Below are 16421 nucleotides of genomic sequence, written 5' to 3' on the forward strand. Positions count from 1 at the left end.
AGCCGCCGCAGCTCACGTCATGACCTCCGCTGCGCTGCGGACCGCTCACAGCGCGGTCGGCGTGGTGACGGTGAACCGCGCCTCGACCTCCGCCCGCACCTGCTGCCGCTGCGGGTCCAGCTCCAGTGCCGGGCCGCCGCCGTACGCGTCGCGCGACTTGGCCGAAAAGCCCAGCGGCCGGCCGGCCCGAAAGGGCTGCGAGCCGCTGTCGAGTCCCGGGTCGGCCAGCTCCAGCAGCTCGACCACCTGCGCGCCGAGCGCGTCGGCGTACTCCTTGCCCCGGGCGATCGCGTCGGCGACCGCGTCCCGGCGCACCGCCCGGTACACCGGGCTGTCCGGCCGCAGCGACCACATCGGGCCGTGCACGTGCGTCTGGTCCTGGTTGGCGAGGGTCAGCATCAGCTCGCCCAGCGCCGCGAAGTCGTGCACCACCACGGTGGTCGCCACGCTGCCGGAGTAGGCGGTGACCTTCTCGCCCTTCTTCCCGGTCTCCGGGTGTACGTGCAGGCCACCGGTCTCCCGGCGCTCGATCGCCTCGCCGTGCCGGTCCAGCAGCGTCCGCAGCGCGTCGGACCGCTCCCGGAGCCGGGTCAGCACCGCCGGCCGGTCCTTGTCCCGCGCCACCACCACGACCGTGAACTCGGCCAGCTCCGGGTCGACCTCCCGCAGCGCCTCACCTCGTACCGCCACCACCGTCATGCGGCCAAGCCTATGTGGTGGCACGCGGCCCGGTGCGTGCCGCCGCCGGCGTCCGGCTCGGTGGCCTCGCAGGGCGCGCGCAGGGGTGCGGGCAGCGTCGCGTACAGGGGACACCGGGGGCGGAACCGGCAGCCGGTGGGGCGCACGTCGGCGGCGGGCGGGTCACCCGGCAGCAGGATCCGCTCCCGCCGCCGCTCGACCACCGGGTCGGGCACCGGCACCGCGGACAGCAGCGCCCGCGTGTACGGGTGCAACGGCCGGCCGAGCACGTCGGCGACCGGGCCCGTCTCGACGGTGCGGCCGAGGTACATGACGCTGACCACGTCCGCGATGCGGGCGACGACGGCCAGGTCGTGGGTGACGAACAGGTACGCCAGGCCCAGCTCGGCCTGCAGGCGGGCGAGCAGGTCCAGCACCGCCGCCCGCACGGTGACGTCGAGGGACGACACCGGCTCGTCGAGCACCAGCAGGTCCGGCGCGACGCTGATCGCCCGGGCGATCGCGATGCGCTGCCGCTGCCCGCCGGAGAACTCGTGCGGGAACCGCCGGGCCGCGGCCGGGTCGAGGCCGACGAGGCGCAGCACCTGCGCGACCCGCGCCCGGGCCTGCGCCGCCGGGCGGCCCTGCGCGAGCAGCGGCTCGGCGACGGCGTCGCCGACCGGCAGGCGCGGGTCGAGGCTGGCGAACGGGTCCTGGAACACCAGCTGCATCCGGGCCCGCAGCGCGGCGCGTTCGGCGCCGGTGAGCCCGGCGGTGACGGGCCGGCCGAACAGCTCGATCGTGCCGCCCTCCGGCGGTCGCAGCCCGAGGATCTCCAGCAGCGTGGTGCTCTTGCCGCTGCCGGACTCGCCGACGAGCGCGTGGGTCTGGCCGGGGTGGACGGTCAGGTCGACGCCGTCGACGGCGTGGATGCTGCCGACCCGCCGGCGCAGGACCCGGCCGTGGTGGAGGCCGAAGGTGCGCCGCAGCCCGCGCACCCGCAGCACCGGCTCCCCGGCCGCCGGCCGCCGCGGGGTGACCGCCGCGTCCAGCCTGGGCTGCGCCCGCAGCAGCTCGCGGGTGTACGGCTCCTGCGGGTGCGCGTACAGCTGCCGCACCGGTGCCCGCTCGACGACCCGCCCGGCGCGCATGACGGCGACCTCGTCCGCCATCCCGGCGACCACGCCGAGGTCGTGGCTGACCAGCACGAGCGCGGCGCCGGTGGCCTCGCGCACGTCGCGCAGCACGCGCAGGATCTGCGCCTGCACCGTGACGTCCAGGGCGGTCGTCGGCTCGTCGGCGAGGATGAGGTCGGGGTCGTTCGCGATGGCCATGGCGATCATCACGCGCTGCCGCATGCCGCCGGACAGCTCGTCCGGGAACGCGCGGGCGCGCAGCTCCGGCGACGGGATGCCGACCAGGCGCAGCAGCTCGACCGCGCGGCGGCGGGCCTCGGCCCGGGACACGTCGCGGTGCGCGGTGACGGCCTCGGCGAGCTGGTCGCCGATGCGGTACACGGGCGTCAGCGCGGACAGCGAGTCCTGGAAGACGACGGCGGCGACGTTGCCGCGCAGCCGCCGCAGGTCGCGCGGTGCCGCGCCGACGACCTGCGTGCCGCCGAGCACGGCGCTGCCGGAGACGGCCGCGCCGGCGGGCAGCAGGCCCAGCGCCGCGAGCACCGTGACGGACTTGCCGGACCCGGACTCGCCGACGACGCCGAGGACCTGTCCACGGTGGACGGTGAGGTCGACCCCGTCGACGGCGGGCGGCCCGTCGCCGAAGCTGACCCGCAGGTCGCGGATCTCCAGCACGGCGCCGCCGTCCGCGGCGGCCGGCGGGGTGACCGGCCGGGGGAGCGGCGGCCGGGCGGGCCGGGAGCGGGGGTCGACGGCGTCGCGCAGCCCGTCGCCGACGAGGTTGACCGCGAGGACGAACACGACCAGCAGCCCGGCCGGGAAGAAGAACATCCACGGGTAGGTGACGGCGGAGGGTGTACCGGCGGCGATGAGCGTGCCGAGCGAGACGTCGGGCGGCTGGACGCCGAAGCCGAAGTAGGACAGCGACGTCTCGGTCATGACGGCCGCGCCGACGGCCAGGGTCGCGTCGATGATGAGGAACGACGCGGTGCTGGGCAGGACGTGCCGCACGATGATGCGCGGCGCGGACACGCCCATGAACCGGGCCGCCCGCACGAACGGCAGCTCCTTGAGCGAGATCGTCAGCGACCGCACGACCCGGGCCGACACCATCCAGCCGAAGACCGCGAGGAGCCCGACGAACGCGACCCAGCCGCCGCCGCGCAGCCGCGGCGACACGATGGCGATGATGAGGAACGACGGGAAGACCAGCAGCAGGTCCACGACGAGGACCAGGCCGCGTTCGGCCCAGCCGCCGAGGTAGCCGGCGACGGCGCCGACCACGGCGGCGAGGGTGGTCGCGACGACGGCGACGGCGAGTCCGATGAGCAGCGACTTCTGCAGCCCGCGCACGGTCTGGGCGAACACGTCCTGCCCGATGGCGTTGGTGCCCCACCAGTGCGCCGCCGAGGGCGCGGCGCGCAGCGCGGTGTAGTCGATCTCGCTGTACGCCCAGTGGGTGAGGTGCGGCCCGGCGAACGCGAGCACGAACAGCAGCAGCACGACCAGGGCGCCGGCGCCGGCGGAGCGGTCGCGGCGGAACCGGCCGGCGACGACCCGCACCCTGGTCGGCGCGCGGCCGGCGTCGGTGTGGTCGGCAAGGTCTGCCAGCTCGGCGGCGAGCGGGTCAGCCACGGCCGCCGCCGAGGCGGACGCGGGGGTCGAGCACGGCGTGCAGCACGTCGGCGAGCAGGCCCGCGAGCAGCACCGTGACCGCGGCGAACAGGTTGACCGCGACGACCGCGTTGACGTCGTTGTTGTTGACCGAGTCGATGAACCATTCGCCCATGCCGTGCCAGCCGAAGATCTTCTCGGTGAACGTGGCGCCGGTCAGCACGCCGAGGAACCCGAACGAGAAGAACGTCGACATCGGGATGAGCGCGGTGCGCAGCCCGTGCTTGACCAGGGCGGCGCGGCGGGACAGGCCCTTGGCCTCGGCGGTGCGCAGGTAGTCGGCGCCGAGGACGTCGAGCATGGCGCTGCGCTGGTACCGGCTGTACGTGGCGACCGCGACGAGCCCGATCGACAGCGTCGGCAGCAGCAGGTGCCCGGCCCGGTCGGCGAGCACGGTCAGGGCGGAGCCGGTCAGCCCCGGCGTCGACTCGCCGGTGAACGCGACGAGCTGCCGGCCGCTGGCCTGGTTCGCGGCCAGCGCGGCGATCTTGAGCAGCAGCGCGACCAGGAACGTCGGCATCGACAGCAGCAGAAACGCGACCAGGGTGAAGGTGCGGTCGCTGAGCCGGTACTGCTTGACGGCGCTCCACGCGCCGGCGGCGACCCCGGCGCCGATGCCCAGCGCGGTGCCGAGCACCAGCAGCCGCAGGCTGACCCCGACGCGCCGGCCGAACTCGGCGTTGACGGAGGTGCCGGTGATGCTGACGCCGAGGTCGCCGCGGGCGGCGCGGGCCGCCCAGCCGGCGAACCGCGCGGTGACCGGCTGCCGGTCGTCGAGGCCGACGGCGCGCAGCTGCCGGTCGACCTGCTCGGCCGGCGGCGGGGGGACCCGCGCCTGGAAGTACGCGCGCGGCGACAGGGCGGTCGCCGCCAGCAGATAGGACAAGAAGGCGGCCGACAGCAGCAGCACGACGTAATACGCCAGACGTCGGGCAAGAAAGCCGAGCACAACACCTCCAATTCATGAGTATCGTATCGATGAACGTATCAGAAGATGTATACATAGATGATCTGCAAAGTGGGATGCATGATGGGGAGGCGGGTTCGATGAGGAGCTCCACCGCGCTGGGGGCCGCCGTGCTCCTGCTGGCCGGCACGCTCACGGCGGGCTGCGGCGGCGCCGGCACCCCGGTCAAGCAGGGCGAGCAGCCGAAGACCGGCAGCGCCGACATCAACCCGAAGCCGCGCGACACCCTGCGCAAGGGCGGCACGCTGCGGCTGTCGATCCAGCAGTGGATCACCCAGTACAACGTGGGGCAGACCGACGGCACGCAGGGCGACGGCGCCTCGATCCTGGCGCTCACCCAGCCCGCGCTGTGGTTCCTCGACGACAACGGGGTGCCGTCGGCGAACCCCGACGTCCTCGCCGGCGCCGAGGTCAGCACCGACGGCGGCACGCAGGTCGTCACGTACCGGCTGAACCCGCGGGCGACCTGGTCGGACGGCACCCCGGTCACCTGGCAGGACTTCGCCACCCAGTGGAAGACCCGCAACGGCACCGACGAGCGGTTCCAGGTCGCCTCCACCACCGGCTACGACGCCATCGCCGCCGTCGAGCGCGGCGCCGACGACCGGACGGCGAAGGTGACGTTCAAGGCGCCGTACGCGGACTGGCAGGCACTGTTCGACCCGCTGCTGCCCGGCGCCGCGCTGGACACGCCGGAGGAGTTCAACACCGGCTGGATCGAGAAGATCCCGGTGTGGGGCGGCCCGTGGAAGCTCGGCACCGCCGACAAGACCGCCCAGACGATCACCGTCGTGCCGAACGAGCGGTACTGGGGCACCAAACCGCTGCTGGACTCCGTCGTCTTCCGCGCCCTGGACGCGGCGGCGATCACCGACGCCTACCTGAACAACGAGATCGACCAGGCGCCGGGCCGGGAGGCGGACGCGTACCGCCGCCTCGCGAGCGCCGCGAACTCGGTCATCCGTACCGGCGGGCGCTGGGACGAGACGCAGCTGACGGTCGGCCACAACGGCCCCCTCGCCGACGAGCGGGTCCGCCAGGCCGTCGCCAACGCGATCGACCGCGCCGCCCTGGCCGCCGCGCAGTCCGCCGGCCTGCCGTTCAAGGTGAACACCATCGGCAACCACTTCTTCATGCCGAGCCAGCACGGGTACCGCGACAACAGCGGCGACGCGGGCCGCTTCGACCTCGCCCGGGCCCGCCAGCAGCTCGACCAGGCCGGCTGGGCGGCCGGCGCCGACGGCAGGACCCGCACCAAGGACGGCACCACGCTCAAGCTCGTCTACGTCGTCAACGCCCGCGGCAGCACCGACCTGCCGCAGCTCGTGCAGAACATGCTCGCCCAGGCCGGCATCACCGTCGAGCTGCGCAAGGTGCCGAGCAACGACTTCTTCGCCAAGTACGTCAACGTCGGCGCGTTCGACCTCACCTCGTTCCGCAACGTCGACAACATCTTCCCGTCGCTGCTGTTCCCCGTGTACCGCAGCGACGGCGAGCAGAACTACGGCAAGGTCGGCTCACCCGAGATCGACAAGCTGCTCGAGCAGGCCGGCGCCGAGACCGACCGGACGAAGGCCGTCGACCTGCTCAACCAGGCCGACGCGCTGCTGTGGCGGGCCGGGCACTCGGTGCCGCTGTTCCAGACGCCGCAGATCTCCGCGGTGCGCCCCGGCCTGGCCAACTTCGGCGCCTTCGGCCTGCGCGGCGACCGGCAGTACGTGGACGTCGGCTGGACCGCCTGATGCCGCGCCCTCGCGGCGCCGCTTCGTCCTACCGGCATGCCCTTGACCGCCGGCCGGCCGTCCGGGACGGGCCGGGCGGAGACGCCGGCGTCGGGCCGGGACGCGTCGAGCGGCACCTGCGTCCCGCCCCGCGCGGCGCGCCGCTCCCGGACGGGTGCACGCCCGGTTCGTCGCCGGCGAACGGCACCTTCGTCCAGCCGGCGCCCCGTCAGGCCGGCGCGTTGCGGACGAGTCGCTGCGGTGCCGGTCCGGTGAGCAGGTCCAGCACGACCGCCAGGGGAGGCCAGGCGCGGCGGCCCCGCCGGGTGACGGCGAACGCGCGCAGCCGCACGTCGGGGCGGCGCAGCGGGGCCAGCGCGACACCGGCGGCGGTGGGCTGGTCGGCGGGGAGCAGCCCGACCCCGAGCCCGGCCACGATCAGGTCCTGGAGCAGCTCCAGGCTGTCCGCGCGGTGCGCGATCCGCGGCGTGTAGCCGGCCATCGAGGCGACGGTGCGCACCACGTCCTCGTCCGCGGTGTTGCGCGAGTTGACCAGCCAGCTCGCGTCGCGGAACGCCCGGAACACCGCCAGGGCGTCACCGTCCACGCCTGCCCCGGCCGGCACCCCGAGGCTCCATCGGGCGCTCCACAGTGGACTGGCTTCCACCGTGTCCGGGAAGCCGGACGGTGCGAGGTTGTAGTCGTACGTGAGCGCCAGGTCGACCTCGTCGGCGGCGAGCAGCTGCAGCGCCTCGGCCGGCTCGTGCTCGTGGATCTGCACGCGCAGCCGCTCGTGGCGGGCGGGCAGCGCCGCGACGATCGGCAGCAGCGACCGGCGGATCGCGGTGGCGAACCCGGCGACCCGCACCGTGCCGGCCGGCTCCGCGGACGGGTCCAGGTCGAGCCGGGCGGCCTCGACCGCGGCCAGGATCGTCACCGCGTGACCGGCCAGCCGCCGCCCCGCCGGGGTCAGCCGCACCCGCCGCCCGTCCGGCTCGATCAGCGCGGTGCCGGCCTCCTTCGCCAGGACGGCGAGCTGCTGCGACACGGTCGACGTGGTGGTGCCGAGCTCCTCGGCGACCTCCCGCATCGAGCCCAGCCGGGCCAGCTCGGCGAGCAGCAGCAGGCGGTCATTGTTCAGCATTTTCGAACGGTACCTCAACGAATCTCACGTGGACGTGGACAGTCGGGATGCCGTGTACTTGCTGGCATGTTCGCCGCGATCGCCTCCATGATCTGCATCCAGCTCGGGCTGGCCGCGTCCGTCGGCCTGTTCGACAGCGTCGGCCCGTCCGGCGCCGTCTGCCTGCGCCTCGCCTGCGCCGCGCTGCTGCTGCTCGCGCTGGTCCGGCCGCGGCCGCGCGACTTCACCCGGGCCAGTATCCTGGCCACCGTCGCCCTCGGCGTGGTCACCGCCGCCCTGACGTTGACGTTCATGGCTGCCGTCGCGCGGCTGCCGCTCGGCACCGCCAGCGCCCTGGAGTTCCTCGGCCCGCTCGCGGTCGCGGCGGTGCGCGGCCGCGGCGCCGCCGTGCTCTGGCCGGTGCTCGCCGCCGGCGGCGTGCTGCTGCTCACCGAGCCGTGGCACGGCGGCACCGACCCGGCGGGCGTCGCGTTCGCCCTGGCCGCCGCCGCGTGCTGGGCCGGGTACATCCTGCTGACCCAGCACGTCGGCGACCACGTCAGCGGCTACGCCGGCCTGGCCGTCTCCACCGCCGTCGCCGGCCTCGTCGCGGCGGCCGTGGCGGGCCCGTCCGTCGCCGCCGGCCTCACCTGGCCCGTGCTGGCCGCGGGGTTCGGCCTGGCCGTGCTGCTCGCCGTCGTGCCGTTCAGCCTGGAGATGTACGCCCTGCGCCGGCTCACCGCCGGCGCCTTCGGCACCCTGATGAGCCTCGAGCCGGCGATCGCGCTGCTCGTCGGCGGGGTGCTGCTGCACCAGGCGCCCGGCCCGCTCGCCGTGCTCGGCGTCGGGCTGGTGGTGGCGGCCGGGATCGGGGCCGCCCGCACCGGCGCCCGCCAGCCTTCCGGCTCGCTGCCGCCTTCCGCGGGCGGTGCCGGGTCAGGGGCCGTACATCCTGAGCGTGGAGCCGTCGGTGAGGTACAGCCGCCCGCCGGTGACGACGGCGTGCCCGCTCGCATGGTCGAACCGGCCTGCGCCGGGCACGTCCCCGCCGGTGACCGGTGACAGGATCCGCAGCGGGCGCCCCTCGACCGTGACGTAGAGCAGCCCGCCCGCGCGGACCGGCCGTCCCACCGCCCCGGGCAGCGTCCGGCTCCACAGTCTCGTGCCGCGACCGGCGTGCAGGGCGGTCAGGGTGCCGCCGGCGGCCGCGTACACCCGCCGCCCGTCGATCGCGACGTCCTCCGCGGTGCCGGGCCGCCGCCACGCGATCCCGCCGTCGCCGGCCCGGATCGCCACCAGCCCGGTCAGGTCGCCCTGCCCCACCGGGTCGGGCACCGCGACGAACCGGTCCCCGCTCGCGGCCCGCGGTGTCCACCGCACCTTCGTGCGCCAGAGCTCCCGCCCGCCGCCGACGGTCACCGCGGCGGTGCCGTGCGCGTCGTGCAGCAGCACCCGCCCCGCGGCCGACACCGGCCCGGCGAGGACGGCCCCGGCGCGGCTCCACCGCCGCCCGCCGTCCCGCCCGCGGTACGCGATGACCGTGTCCTCGTTCGTCATCGTGGCCCACCCCGAGGCGACGACGGTGCCGGCGTCCACGACCAGCTCGTTGACCGGCGGCTCCTGCACCACGTGCCAGCGGCGCGCCCCGGTGGCGGCGTCCAGCGCGTACAGGTGCCCGTCGGGGTCACTGTTCGCGTAGCAGCTCGTGCCGGCCACGATGAGCAGACCGTCGCTGACCACCAGCGTGCGGAAGTCGGCGCTGTCGAGGATCTCCGGGTCCCGCCAGATCCGCCTGCCGGTGGCCGCGTCGAGGGCGGTGACCCCTTCGCCGTCCAGGATGTACACCCGCCCGCCGGCCACCAGCGGCGGCGGCAGCGCGGGGGCGCACCCTTCGGCCCCGGCCGCCGGCGTGACCGCCCACCGCTGCCGGAGCCGCCCGACACTACCGGCGTTGATGCCACGCTCCCCGGGGTTGTAACCACTGTTCCCAGCGTCGAACCCGTCGTGCGTCCAGCCCTCGCCGCGCCCCGCTGCGCTTGGTGCTGCGCCTTGTGGCGCGCCGTGTGGGGCGCCGTGTGGGGCGCTTTGTGGGGCGGCAGTGCTTTGCGGCGCGGCGCCGCCGACGATGACAGCGACGAGTGCCAGCGCGGCGACCCGCGCCAAACCCCATGGCATGGTGGTGCTCCCTCGGTCTGCACCGGGGGGCGGGCGACTGACACCGCAACCCTACCCGCCACTCTCGGACAAACCCGGCATTTCCCCACCGCCGTCAGCGCAACGTGTACGCCCACTTCGCGGTGCACCAGCTGTACCCCGGACGAACGATCGTGCCGTCCCGCCGCTCCACAACGGGCGTCGTCCGCTCGAGCCGCAGGGTGTCCCCGGCCCACAGGAACAGCGCCCGATCCAACGTGATCAGGTAGCACGTCTCGTCGACCAGGATGTCCCGGACCAGCAGATGCCTCGGGGCCACGATCCGGTCACCGGCCAGCTGCACCCGCCCATCGTGCCACGCCACCGACCAGCCGAGCACCCGGCAAGGTTCTGGACGCCGCGGGTGTACCGGCCTGCGGCCCCACCGGAAGCACGCCGATCTACCTGCCGACCAACCCGACCAGCCCGACGGCCGGTCCGCTGGCGGGTCCGACGCCAGGCTGGCAGTGCGTCGAACTCGCCGAGCGGTACCTGTACGTCAAACATCACCTGCCGGCGATCAACAACGTGACCGGCGCGACGCTCGTCGATCGGTACCACGAGCGGTATCCGCACGTTCCCGTGCACCACAACGGCGAGACGCTGATCCCGGCCGTCGGCGACGTGATGAACTTCGGTGGCAACGCGAGCAACCCGGACGGCCATGTCGCCGTCGTCACCGCCGTCGAGCTCGATCCGGCCAAACCGGGCCGAGGCAAGGTCTTCTTCGTTGGCCAGAACCAGAAGCAGCGCGCAGACGGCACCGCCACCGCCGCGACGGGCAATGTGAGGATCGTCGATGGGCGCGTCGACCCGGCCAGCTACAACCCGGCGTATCGGACAGTCAAGTGGCTGGACCTGCGCCCCGCGGCAACCGTCACCAGGCTGCGCGCCTGGGGGACCGATTTCTTCGGCGCGACCGACCTGCCCGCGGACCTCACCGGCGTGACGGCGGTCGCGGCAGGTCTGCACCACGGACTCGCGGTCCGCGCTGACGGGACCGTCGCCTCCTGGGGGTACAACCCGTACGGCCAGGCAACCGTTCCGGCTGGCCTCGCCGACGTCGTGGCAGTCGGCGCCGCCGACGTCCACAGCATCGCGCTCAAGGCCGACGGCACGGTCATCGCCTGGGGCGCCAATCCTTACGGGGAGACGGACGTCCCCGCGGACCTGAGCGACGTCACCGCTATCGCGACCGGCACCGCGAGCCGGGACAATCTCGCCCTGAAGCGCGACGGCACCGTCGTCGCCTGGGGATCACGATTCGCGGGCGAAGCCGACGTGCCGGCCGGCCTTGCCGACGTGCGGGCGATCGCCGCCGGCACGCGGCACAACCTCGCCCTCCGGCAGGACGGCACCGTCGTGGCCTGGGGCTGGAACAGCCGGGGACAGGCGACCGTCCCGGCCGGGCTCACCGACGTGGTGGCGATCAGCGCCGGCGACCAGCACAGCCTGGCCTTGAAGAGCGACGGCACCGTCGTGGCGTGGGGTGCGTTCGACTACACCCTCAACGGCGAGGACCACGCCGTGCCGGCCTACGTCCCCGAGGGGCTCTCCGAGGTGGTCGCCGTCGGTGCCGGCCTGTACCACGACATCGCGGTCAGGCGCGACGGCACGGTCGTCAGCTGGGGCGCGAACTTCCTCGGGCAGACCGACGTCCCGGGTGACGTGACCAACGTACTGACCGTCGCCGGCGGCACCGCGTACAGCCTGGCGATCGTGAGCGTCGCGGCCTAAATCGTAGGTCGAAGGCATAGTCATTCGTTGATCGCGGCGATGTGCAGGGTGGCTTCGTACCGGCCGGCGAGTCTGTCGAAGCGGGTGCGGCGCCTCGGTCGCGTTTGAGTCGGTTGATGCCGCACTCCACGGCGTGACGCTGTTTGTACAACTCGGGGAGAAGGGCGGCCGGCCGCCCTTCTCGAGTGCGCGGCCGTGATCGGCCGGCTCGTCCCGGACACCGCCGGGCGGTTCCGCTTGCAGATCCCCTTTTTCGCGCCCGCCGGCATGCTGGTGTGCTCGGGCGGTGGTGGAGTCCACGGACACACAGCAGGCCGGCACGCCACGCCAGGGTGCACCGACACGGATCCGCCACCGGATCCCATCAGGGCAGGCCGAGCATCGCGCCCGAGTTCGACACACAATCTGGCACCGGAAGAGAAAGGCCTTGACCTGAAGGCGTGTTGAGGTCGGAGGCTCCTCGCATGGACACGGATCTGGACGCCATCCGCGGCGTCGTGGCACAGGTGCAGGACGCGCAGCAGCGCGAGCGGGTGGAGGACTTCGTCGTGTTGTTCCGGCACGACGCGATCTGGACGACCGGGCACGGCCGGCGGCTGACCGGGCGGGAGGAGATCGCGGCGTTCACCCGCCAGGTGCTGCCGGGCGCGATGCGGGGCACGACGGTCACGTACGAGCTGCTCGACGTGCTCTTCATCCGGCCGGACGTGGCCGCGGCCCGGGTGCGACAGACGACGACCGGTCCGGACGGCACCGCCGAGGGCAGCCCCGTCTACGTCATGGCGAAGGAGGACGGCCGCTGGCTGCTCACCGCGTGCCAGAACACCCTGGTCGTGCCGGGGGCGCCTCACAACCCGGGGAAGTCCTCCGGGATCCGGGCGGGCTCGTCGTAGTCGGCGCTCAGGCGCAGGATCTCGGCGGTGAGGTCGGCGCGCAGCGGGTCGTGTGCCGGGCCGAGCGGCACCGCCCGCGCCGTCTCCGGCGGGTAGTGGCTGACGGGGCCGCGCAGCAGCGGTGCGGGTTCCCAGTCGTACCGCGGATGGATGTGCGCGTGCAGGATGGGGTCGAGGTTGCCCAGAACGCTGTAGTTGACCCTGCGGAACGCGGGGTCGTGCCGGGCGCACACGGCCTGCACGGCCTCGCCGATGAGGTCCATGTCGGCCAGGAACGCCAGGCGTTTCGCCCTGGGCAGGTCGGCCAGGCGGTCCGCGGTCGGGTCGTCGGACAGCAGCAGGCAGTAGCCCGGCAGGAACTGCGTGTCGCCGATGACCGCGAACCCCGACGACAGCCGCGCGAGCACGGTCGGGTTGCGGCCCCGCAGGGCCGACCGGATACGGTCGGTGCGCCAGTCGTCCATCGCCGCCACGGTACCGTCCCCGCACCAGACGCCGCTCGCGGCCGCAGCGACCGGTGTCGACGCGCCGGTCAGGACCGACGCGCGGCGGGTGCCGGCGCTACGCTCCCGGGCATGACGCAGCGAGCGCGCCCGCGGCGCGTCGACGACGCCGAAGCCGCGGCCGTGCTCGCGGGCCGGGCGCTGGTCGAGATCCGTGCCCTCGCCCGGACGGCGCCGCCGGATCAGCCGGGCCGGCACCTGGAGCGCATCGCGTTCGTCGCGCACCTGTGCCACAACCTGCCGGCGGTCGCCGGGCGCCGGCCGGGGCGGGTCCTGCGGCGGCTGGGCCGGCTGCTGCCACCCGGCCGCGACGCGCCGGACCGGCGGGAACGCGCCATGGAGGACCGGCCGATGAGCTGGACCTGGCACACCAGCGGCCCCGACGGCCGGGCGCTGATGCTGGCCTGGCTCGACGAGGCGGGCTGCCGCTGGACGCCGCCCCCGCCGCTGCCGGAGCCGCGCAAGGACCGGCCAGGGCTCGGTGTCGCGCGGTCGGTCAGGGCGCTCGCCGGCTGGCCGGTGCATCCCCCGCGCGGCCACCGGCCGTTGCCGCCGCAGGCCCGTGCCGTCAAGGCTCTCGACACCGAGGCGATCTGCGAGGTGCACGAGGAAGCCGGCCGACGCCGTCTCGGACTGGGCGTGGGCGGCCCGTGGCTGCGCGCCCACCTGGCCGCCGACGCGACCCACTACCTCGTGCCCGACCCCGCCGACCACCACTGGCCGGATCCGGTCCCGTGGTGGGAGTGCACGGCGCTGCTGACGATGCGTGACGGCGAACAGGTCAGCACCTCGGTGGCGGTCATGCCGGAGACGTTCACCGCGCTTGGTTCCGCGCCGCTTCCCCGGTACCGCCAGCGCCGGCTGCTCCAGCTCGGCCGGGCCATCGAACGCGACACGTACCTGTGGGGGCTGGACCACGAGGCCGACTGCGGCCCCGACCGCTGCGGCTACACCCCGCCACCGCGGCAGGACCCGGAGTCGTCGGATGGCGCGCCGCCCGTACAGTGACCGCATGGCGTTGCGGGGACGGCAGGTGCTCGTGCTGGTCGCGGTCGCGGTGGCGGTCCTCGCCCTCGCCGTCACCGGGATCGTGCTGGTCCTGTCGAGGGTCGGTGCCGGCCCCGCGGTCAGCCTGACCGTGACCGCCTCGACCCCCGGCGACCTCGAGGCGACCCGGTCGCTGCTGCTGGCCAGGATGAAGGCCGCCAAGCTGGACGACCCCTCGGTGACCCGGTCCGGCGAGCGCGACCTGGTCCTCACCGCCCGCGGCACCACGGCCGCGCAGCTGCGCGCCCTCACCGCGCCGGGCCGGCTGCACCTGCGCCGCGTCACGGCCGCCGCCGACGGCTCCGGCACCGCCACGACGACCCTGCCTGCGCCGACGTCCACGCCGCCGGTCGCCGCACGACTCGGCGACGCGTACGTGGCGGCCGCGGCGGTCACCACCGAGCAGGAGGCGCAGGCGCTGCCCGCGCCGGTGCGGGCCGCGTTCGCCGGCCTGTCGCCGCAGGACGTCGCCACCCTGCCGGCACGGATGCGGCTGCTGATCCCGGAGATCCGCTGCGAGCAGCTCGCCGCCCGCCCCGCCGACGTGCCCGGCGAGCCGGTCGTCGCCTGCGACGGCGCCGTCAAGCTGCTCCTGGACCCGGCCACCGTCACCGGCGCCGACCTCAGCGCCGCCTCGGCCGGCCGCTCCGACCAGGGCGGCTGGGTCGTGACGGCGGCGTTCAAGCCCGACGGCCAGACGAGGTTCACCAACCTGTCCAAGGAGGTGTATGCCGCCCAGGGCCGCATCGCCATCGTCCTGGACAACGCCGTCGTCTCGGCCCCCCAGGTCGCCGCCGTCATCCCCGGCGACATGCAGATCAGCGGCTCGTTCACGGAGCCCGCGGCCCGCACCCTGGCCGCCCAGCTCAACGGCGGCGGCGAGCTCCCGGTCACCCTGACCGTCACCTGAACCGGCCCCCGGCCGGCGGCAGTCGTGCGCCGCCGGTGTGAAGCGGAGCCTGGTCGACCGAGCCGGCCATCCGACTGCCCTCAAGGCAGCAACGCCGGCGCCTCGACCCGGCGGCGCGGGGGTCAGACCGCCGGGTCGAGGATGGCGGCGAAGCGTTCCTCCGCGAGGTCGAGCTGGCGGAAGATGTGCTGCTTCACCAGGCGCGACAGCGGGGTGTCCGGCCGGGCGACCAGCTCCCGCAGCACCGGCACCAGCGGCCGGTACTTGGCGGCCGAGCGGGCCACCTTGGGGCCGGTGGTGTGGATGACGCCGACGCCGTTGTCGGTGAAGTCGGAGACCTTCAGGACGCGGGCCCACGGCTCGCGTTCCAGGCTCTGCCGGACGTGCCGGCGGTACTGCTCGTCCTTGTCGTCGGCCGGGTCGTAGACGGGGTTGGTGACGGCGGCCACGAGGTGGGCGGTGCGGGCGCCGAAGCGGGCGGCGAGCGCGGCGACGGCGGACTCGGCGCTGGCGCCCGGGGTGCCGGCGAGCTCGTCGGGGTGGTCCTCGACCGCGTCGTGCAGCACGGCCGCGGCGATGACGTCGACGTCGTCGACCTCGTAGTGGTGCATGACGCGGATCGCGACGCGCAGCAGGTGGTTGATGTAGGGCTCGCGGACCCGGCGGTCGTCGCGGTGCAGGCGGGTGGCGACGTCGAGGGCGTCGGCGAGGCGCTCGCGCGACGGCGCGGCGAAGCGCTGGATCTCCAGGCGGAACCGCTCACGCAGCCCGTCCTCACCGTAGACCTCGGTGATCGCGTGCATCGGCATCGTCGAGAGGTACGGCGGATAGTCCATCATCAACATATAGCGGACCGCGGCAACCGGTGGTTGACCTCAACGCTGGTTGAGGTTGCAGGATCGTCCGGTGATGCGAGCGGTGTGGTGGCGTGCGGTCGGTCCCCCGTCGGTGCTGGAGCTGGGGGAGGCCGCCGAGCCGGTCCCCGGGCCGGGCGAGGTGCTGATCCGGGTGGAGGTGGCCGGGATCACGTTCATCGAGACGCAGACCCGGGCGGGCCGGGCCCCGAAGGCAGGTGCGGTCCCGCCGGCGGTACTGGGCAACGGGGTGGGCGGGACCGTCACCGCCGTCGGCCCGGCCGGCGACCGCGGCCTGGTCGGCCGGCGGGTGGTGGCGAGCCTGAACGGTACCGGTGGTTACGCCGAGCTCGCCGTCGCCGCCGCGCGCAACGTGGTGCCCGTCCCGGACGGGGTGCCGACCCTCGACGCGACCGCCCTGCTCGCCGACGGCCGCACGGCGCTCGGGCTGCACGAGCTGGCCGCGCCGCAACCGGGGGAGACCGTGCTCGTCGAGGCCGCGGCCGGCGGGGTCGGCAGCCTGCTCGTCCAGCTGGCCCTGGCCGCCGGCGCCCGCGTCGTCGGCGCCGCGTCCGGCGGGCGGAAGCTCGCGCTGATCCGTGACCTCGGCGCCGAGGCCGTCGACTACACGGTCCCCGGCTGGGCCGACGCGTTGCGGGGTCTCGACGTCGTGTACGACGGTGTCGGCGGCACCATCGGCCGTGCAGCGCTCGCCGCGACGGCCGCCGGCGGCCGGTTCGTCGTGCACGGCGCCGCCGGCGGGCCGGCCACCCAGCCCGGCGAGGGCGTGACCGCGTACGGCTTCCCGGAGCTGCTGCGCATCGGCCAGCGCGCACCGGAGCTGGCCACCCGCGCCCTGCGGGCCGCCGCCGAGGGGCGGCTGCGCCCGGTCATCGGGCAGACGTTCCCGCTCGCCGAGGCCGCCGCCGCGCACGCCGCCATCGAAGCCCGCCGGACCCTCGGCAAGACGCTGCTGATCGTCTGA

The 16421-nt window shown here is 74.6% G+C and carries 14 protein-coding genes and 2 pseudogenes; 7 read left to right on the forward strand and 9 right to left on the reverse strand.

Translation table 11 applies throughout. The features are described 5' to 3' along the window. Window positions 1-45 precede the first annotated feature (45 nt). Genes OP18_RS28465 through OP18_RS28475 form a run of 3 tightly spaced genes read right to left on the reverse strand, consistent with a single transcriptional unit; the run spans window position 46 to window position 4437 of the window. On the reverse strand, window positions 46-699 hold the full coding sequence (locus tag OP18_RS28465; RefSeq protein ID WP_033362135.1) for an SIMPL domain-containing protein: 654 nt from the start codon (window positions 697-699) through the stop codon (window positions 46-48). Beyond that, entirely contained in the window at window positions 696-3449 is a 2754-nt protein-coding gene (locus OP18_RS28470; RefSeq protein WP_033362136.1) for a dipeptide ABC transporter ATP-binding protein, read from the reverse strand. Before OP18_RS28470 ends, OP18_RS28465 begins: the two co-directional genes overlap by 4 nt. Next, window positions 3442-4437, reverse strand: coding sequence for an ABC transporter permease (locus OP18_RS28475; RefSeq protein ID WP_033362137.1), 996 nt, complete (start codon window positions 4435-4437; stop codon window positions 3442-3444). The genes OP18_RS28470 and OP18_RS28475 overlap by 8 nt, the downstream gene beginning before the upstream one ends. Window positions 4438-4535: 98 nt before the next feature. Between OP18_RS28475 and OP18_RS28480 the strand changes: the two genes are divergently transcribed. Then, a complete protein-coding gene (locus tag OP18_RS28480; protein WP_052387488.1) occupies window positions 4536-6197 on the forward strand; it encodes an ABC transporter family substrate-binding protein in 1662 nt (553 codons plus the stop codon). Between the two features lie 208 nt (window positions 6198-6405). On the opposite strand, the gene OP18_RS28485 is transcribed toward OP18_RS28480, so the two are convergent. After that, window positions 6406-7320, reverse strand: a complete 915-nt coding sequence (locus tag OP18_RS28485; protein WP_245635550.1) for a LysR family transcriptional regulator — start codon at window positions 7318-7320, stop codon at window positions 6406-6408. A 66-nt stretch (window positions 7321-7386) separates the two neighbouring features. Here OP18_RS28485 and OP18_RS60925 point away from each other — a divergent pair, with 66 nt between their 5' ends. Further along, entirely contained in the window at window positions 7387-8361 is a 975-nt protein-coding gene (locus OP18_RS60925; RefSeq protein WP_245635551.1) for an EamA family transporter, read from the forward strand. Window positions 8362-8406: 45 nt separating this feature from the next. Here OP18_RS60925 and OP18_RS55640 read toward each other — a convergent pair. Next, window positions 8407-9474 (reverse strand): annotated as a pseudogene (locus tag OP18_RS55640) (outer membrane protein assembly factor BamB family protein); the annotation flags it as partial. Between the two features lie 94 nt (window positions 9475-9568). Further along, the gene (locus tag OP18_RS28500; protein WP_033362140.1) at window positions 9569-9796 is read right to left on the reverse strand and encodes a hypothetical protein; all 228 of its coding nucleotides are present in this window, start codon (window positions 9794-9796) and stop codon (window positions 9569-9571) included. A 137-nt stretch (window positions 9797-9933) separates the two neighbouring features. On the opposite strand from OP18_RS28500, the gene OP18_RS53205 reads away from it, so the two are divergent. Further along, window positions 9934-11229 (forward strand): CHAP domain-containing protein, encoded by a 1296-nt coding sequence (locus OP18_RS53205; RefSeq protein ID WP_279327198.1) that lies wholly within the window; start codon window positions 9934-9936, stop codon window positions 11227-11229. A gap of 171 nt (window positions 11230-11400) precedes the next feature. On the opposite strand, the pseudogene OP18_RS62630 reads toward OP18_RS53205, so the two are convergent. Continuing rightward, window positions 11401-11595 (reverse strand): annotated as a pseudogene (locus OP18_RS62630) (IS5 family transposase); the annotation flags it as partial. A 98-nt stretch (window positions 11596-11693) separates the two neighbouring features. On the opposite strand from OP18_RS62630, the gene OP18_RS28510 reads away from it, so the two are divergent. Further along, window positions 11694-12122, forward strand: a complete 429-nt coding sequence (locus tag OP18_RS28510) for an SgcJ/EcaC family oxidoreductase (protein ID WP_156089857.1) — start codon at window positions 11694-11696, stop codon at window positions 12120-12122. Here OP18_RS28510 and OP18_RS28515 read toward each other — a convergent pair. Continuing rightward, the gene (locus OP18_RS28515) at window positions 12077-12586 is read right to left on the reverse strand and encodes an HIT family protein (protein ID WP_052387500.1); all 510 of its coding nucleotides are present in this window, start codon (window positions 12584-12586) and stop codon (window positions 12077-12079) included. The genes OP18_RS28510 and OP18_RS28515 overlap by 46 nt on opposite strands. 111 nt (window positions 12587-12697) lie before the next feature. On the opposite strand from OP18_RS28515, the gene OP18_RS53210 reads away from it, so the two are divergent. Both OP18_RS53210 and OP18_RS28525 read left to right on the forward strand, forming a co-directional pair. Beyond that, window positions 12698-13633 carry a hypothetical protein gene (locus OP18_RS53210; RefSeq protein ID WP_156089858.1) on the forward strand — a complete coding sequence of 312 codons (936 nt, stop codon included), beginning with the start codon at window positions 12698-12700 and terminating at the stop codon, window positions 13631-13633. A gap of 4 nt (window positions 13634-13637) precedes the next feature. Further along, on the forward strand, window positions 13638-14582 hold the full coding sequence (locus OP18_RS28525; protein ID WP_156089859.1) for a SecDF P1 head subdomain-containing protein: 945 nt from the start codon (window positions 13638-13640) through the stop codon (window positions 14580-14582). A gap of 122 nt (window positions 14583-14704) precedes the next feature. On the opposite strand, the gene OP18_RS28530 is transcribed toward OP18_RS28525, so the two are convergent. Further along, the gene (locus tag OP18_RS28530) at window positions 14705-15418 is read right to left on the reverse strand and encodes an HD domain-containing protein (protein ID WP_033362178.1); all 714 of its coding nucleotides are present in this window, start codon (window positions 15416-15418) and stop codon (window positions 14705-14707) included. 73 nt (window positions 15419-15491) lie between these two features. Between OP18_RS28530 and OP18_RS28535 the strand changes: the two genes are divergently transcribed. Beyond that, entirely contained in the window at window positions 15492-16421 is a 930-nt protein-coding gene (locus OP18_RS28535) for a zinc-binding dehydrogenase (RefSeq protein ID WP_033362179.1), read from the forward strand.

The organism is Dactylosporangium aurantiacum, from assembly GCF_000716715.1.
Lineage (GTDB): Bacteria > Actinomycetota > Actinomycetes > Mycobacteriales > Micromonosporaceae > Dactylosporangium > Dactylosporangium aurantiacum.